Here is a 4,406-nt window from a genome sequence, read left to right on the forward strand (position 1 = left end):
GATCAATTTTATTGAAAAGTTGCGTGAACACTGTAAAGTTCATGGAATTCCTCTTTAACGAATTTTCAACTTTTTATATGATTTTTAAGCATTTTTCGTTGAGTTTTTTAGGATAGAATTAAATTTCGTAGATCTTTTCAGTCTATGAGAGAGAACTGAATATCACGCACTAACCTTTGCTTTTTACGAGCATATAGGAAAAATAATACACGAAATATTGTTATAAAAAGCCTTATCTAATAAATTTTATGGTAGGCATTTTCGTGTTTTTACTATTCAAAATTTTTATGTTATGTTTGTCCTTCTGCTGTTTGATAAGTGTATATTCAGCATTGCGTAAATGTGTGACCATTTGTAGTTTTGCTGTTTCATTTTGTAGCATAGCGAGCATTCCAATTATATGTGCTTGTAACTCAGCAATACTTTTTAGATCTTTTGTTGTCTTGATTTCGTTTAATAGTTCTTCAATTTGCTGAAAACGATTATTTGCTTCTTCAAAAGTCTTTAGACTTACGGCTTTATCAGTGATGGCTGCATATTGGCTACGCTTGTTGATAAAACTGCTAGATTCATGGACAGAGATAGGAATTTCTTCTTCTTTTAAAATATTTTTAAGTGATGTAGTTAGAGCAGAAGATTTATTTCTATTGTAGAGCGTCTCCGGATTTTTGAGGAAAAAACTGCTGTGATCTGTTTGTGCATTTTTAAGTTTTTTAGTGTCGAACTTTTGGTTTCCCGTTATAGACTCCTGTATCTTTTTTACTTCCTCAAGTTGTTTTTTTAGTGTTTCGAGAAGTGGGTCAGCTGGCGCTTCCTTTTGTTGTGGAGGTTCTTTAGGCGTTGTTTCACGTGACTTTCCAAAAAAATTGGGCCACGTCGTTGGAACTGTTGCTGACAAATCTGCCGCTCCAGCGCCAAAAGTCCAAGCCATGGCTGGGTCTGAAATCCCTAAAGTTATTACAACTACTATTGGAATGAGCTTTTTTTTCATGTTTCCCTCCTGTCATTTTTTGCGTGCTGTAAGAAAATTGGTAACCATATTGCCGGATCATCACCAACTTCCGCGATAATGCTTTCGGCTAATTCTGCGTTATCTGGTGTACCTGATAACACCAAGAGCTCGTCACTAAAGTCGTGTTCGATGGTTTTTCCACCGCTTGTCAGATGGAATTTACCAAGATTCAGTTCTGCAAGCGCAGATTGATCACCCTGCTTAATGAGGAATTGGCGACTAAACTCACCAAGTCCTTTAACGAGTTCAAATTCTGTATCTGTTAGTTTAAAGCCTTTTGTATAATCTTCATAGTTTGCCTTGGGGTTGGCTAGAAAAATGTAAGTCGCACACTGTTGAATGAGTGTTTTGGCAATATTACTTTCCAAGGCATCGCCAGGCTCTTGTGTTGCGTAAACAAAAATACCATTTTGTTTACGGATAGTCTTTTGCTTATTTTTCGCCAAATCTTCAAAGTACGGATCTTGCAAAGGCTTCCAAAACTCATCAAAGATATACATAAATCGCTGTCCGCTAATCATGCCTTCGGTGCGGTAAAGCAAATACATCATCACTGGGGTGCGAGTTTCAAAATTATCTAAAAATTCCGTGATATCAAATCCGTAAATTTGATGTGTTGAGAGATCAAGAGCATCATGGGGATTATCAAATAACCATCCATAATCACCACCTTCACACCATTTTAGTAAGCGAGCATGAACAGATGGGTGAGCATTATAATCACTTAAACGTGGATTTGGTAAAAATTGTATCAGAAAGGACAAACGACGGAGTGATTGGTCAATGTTACTGCTCATAACAGACATAACCGCTTTGTTAATTTCTTCCTCGTCGTGATGCGTGACCTCACCACCAGCTTCTGCCAATTTTTTAACAAATTGTTTCAGAAAAATCAGATTTTCTTGTGTGGGTGGGAGTTGGAAAGGATTGAAACCACTTTTCTTGCCTGGCTTGAATGTTAAATATTTTCCACCCATCGCTCGAATGGCAATTTCCATACCACGATCTTTATCAAAAACAACCGTTGTCGGCTTAAATTTTTGTGCTTGTGCTACCAAAAAGCCGAGTAACACGGTTTTACCGGAACCAGATTGTCCGATAAGTGCGGTATTACCGAGCAAACGTTTATCTGTTGAGTCCTCTTCAAGTTTGGAGGCATGAAAGTTGAAATAAAGCGGTGTTTTACTGGTTGTTTTAAGAATTGTGACGGCTGGACCCCACGGGTTGCCAGTGGGTTTTCCTGACATAAAATTATGAAAAGATGAAAATGACAAAAAGTTCAATGATGTAATCGGAGCAGGACGTGGTCTCCATTTCCAATTGCCAGGAAGTTGTGCCCAATAGCCAGCCTCTATCGCTAAGTCTACAGGTTTGGGCAGTACCGCAACGTCTAGTAATGCTGCACTTGCTTTAGCCATATGGTCGCGAACTTGTTGAATTGTATCACCATAGATAGTCAATGTGCAGTGATGTTCTCCCATGACAAAATGCCCGCTAATAAGCTGGTTTAGTGCTTCGTCAATTTGTTCAATTTGGCTCGTTGCCACATCTCGTGCATCAATAAGGTTACGCTGATGCCGTTGTAAATAGTCTTTAGCAGCATGTCGGGAGAGCACCGAAAAGCTCTGCGTCAATACGAACTCGAAGTCACTTTCCAACAAAACATTTAATTGTCCTGGTTTGGTTGTTGCATCATATTCTTTAATTTCCAGCATTCCAAATCGACGCATTCCACTGGTTGTTCGCAATTCACCAAGAGCACCCCATTTTGAGAAAAAAGGCCGATTGATAGACATATAGTCAGAAAAACGGTCATGGCAAATTGGCATGGGGCGATATTCACCATTGACAAGCATTCCAAGGAACTCAAGTGCAGAAGAATAAGCATGCCCATTTTTTTCATAAGCACCAAGAAGTTCTGCACCGTAACGGTTTAAAGATTGGCCTAAAGTACGATTGATGTCATTGAGTTCTTTGATACATGAGTCTTGTCGCATCTTTTTTTGATCAAGCGTTTCACGTTCATGTTGAGAAAAGAACGACATAATTTTATCCGCTATCGGTTGAAAAATGACAGTCAGATATAAATCATTGACCATCAAATTATAACCAGTAAAGCTTTGCCGATATTTTTCATCAAGTTGATAGCAAAACATTTGATCAAATGTTGAATCAGGATATTCATAAACACGGCGACGCACGATATGTGTCCAAAATGATAAATTGGCTGATGCAATACCCCGTAGAGTATTATTAAGCTCTTTTGTCCATTGAAAAATATCTTCTTCTGAAGCGCTTTGATGTGAACGCCCGTCAATCTTCCAAATCGATAAATATTCCGCATTTTTAGTAGAGATAATCGTATCTGTAATATGATGTGAATAAGGCAGAAACAGGCTTACAGGTGTCTCTGATGCAAGGCGTTTGCTACTTTCAACAGCTGTCATGTTTATCTCCTTTTACTATAATCAGAGGGACTATAACTTGATGCGCCCCAAAAACCTTTGTTGCGATTGCGAAATTTAGTATCGATCCATAACCACCAGATACGAAACGCCTTATCATCGTTTTTAGTAATTTGCACCATAATGAACCATAATGGAGGTGCTATAATCCACAAAAAGATACTTACTGTCATAGCAATAACAGCGACCCCCATAACCATAACGATAAATGGCATCATGGGGACACCCCATATAGTTGGAACACGTGTTGCTCCTTTGAATAGGGGGAATTCTTTTTGTTCTTGTGATTTCATAGAGTGCTCTTGTCAGTAGAGGTGAAATAATATGTGGCTAATATAAAAGGCTGCACCAGCAATAATGACACTGAAGGCCCATCGTATAAATGTAGCTCTTGCGATGATGCGAAATATATAAATAAGCAAAAGTAATAAAAGAATAATGATGGCGACGATAGGAATAAGTATACTTAATCCATATTGCATTCCTATGAAGGCATCCAAGCTCTCAGTTTCCGTCTGAGCATATGCAGATTGCGTTATTAATAACATCATTGAAGTGATAATAATAACATTAATCCTGTTGTACGTCTTCGCTTGAAACGTGTTTGATTGTTTCATATCCTTTATCCCCTTTTAATTAAAATTGCTATAAATAATATTCCTTTTTTCAGTATGGCTACATTATTACTGGTACACACCTATAATCGATGGATATTGAAAACATTACGTATTATACTGATTCATGAATTACCTTTCAATAGTATTGAAGTAAGTTTGGTTGTAGAGGGCACGATAATAATACTGATTGTCTATCGTATAAACGTATCGTGTTGTATTGTTTGTAATTAATGCTATTATTACGCTGTTTTAAATAGCAGAGTAACAAGTTGGGTTGCAGAACCTGCGATGACAACACCGATTGCCCACCGT

At 37.9% G+C, this 4,406-nt stretch carries 4 protein-coding genes; all 4 read right to left on the reverse strand.

Going from position 1 to position 4,406, the window contains the following annotated elements; translation table 11 throughout:
* Positions 1–232 precede the first annotated feature (232 nt).
* From ACFIK8_RS01190 to ACFIK8_RS01205, 4 genes are read right to left on the reverse strand one after another with little or no spacing between them, the layout of a single operon-like run.
* Complete coding sequence (locus tag ACFIK8_RS01190) at positions 233–991, reverse strand: type IV secretion system protein (protein ID WP_375635474.1); 759 nt, start codon at positions 989–991, stop codon at positions 233–235.
* The gene (locus ACFIK8_RS01195) at positions 988–3,459 is read right to left on the reverse strand and encodes a VirB4 family type IV secretion/conjugal transfer ATPase (RefSeq protein WP_375635475.1); all 2,472 of its coding nucleotides are present in this window, start codon (positions 3,457–3,459) and stop codon (positions 988–990) included. Before ACFIK8_RS01195 ends, ACFIK8_RS01190 begins: the two co-directional genes overlap by 4 nt.
* Positions 3,460–3,461: 2 nt before the next feature.
* Entirely contained in the window at positions 3,462–3,770 is a 309-nt protein-coding gene (locus tag ACFIK8_RS01200; protein WP_015857019.1) for a type IV secretion system protein VirB3, read from the reverse strand.
* Between the two features lie 12 nt (positions 3,771–3,782).
* Complete coding sequence (locus tag ACFIK8_RS01205; protein WP_375635476.1) at positions 3,783–4,094, reverse strand: conjugal transfer protein; 312 nt, start codon at positions 4,092–4,094, stop codon at positions 3,783–3,785.
* Between the last annotated feature and the right edge of the window lie 312 nt (positions 4,095–4,406).

This window comes from Bartonella sp. MR168JLCBS, assembly GCF_042194175.1.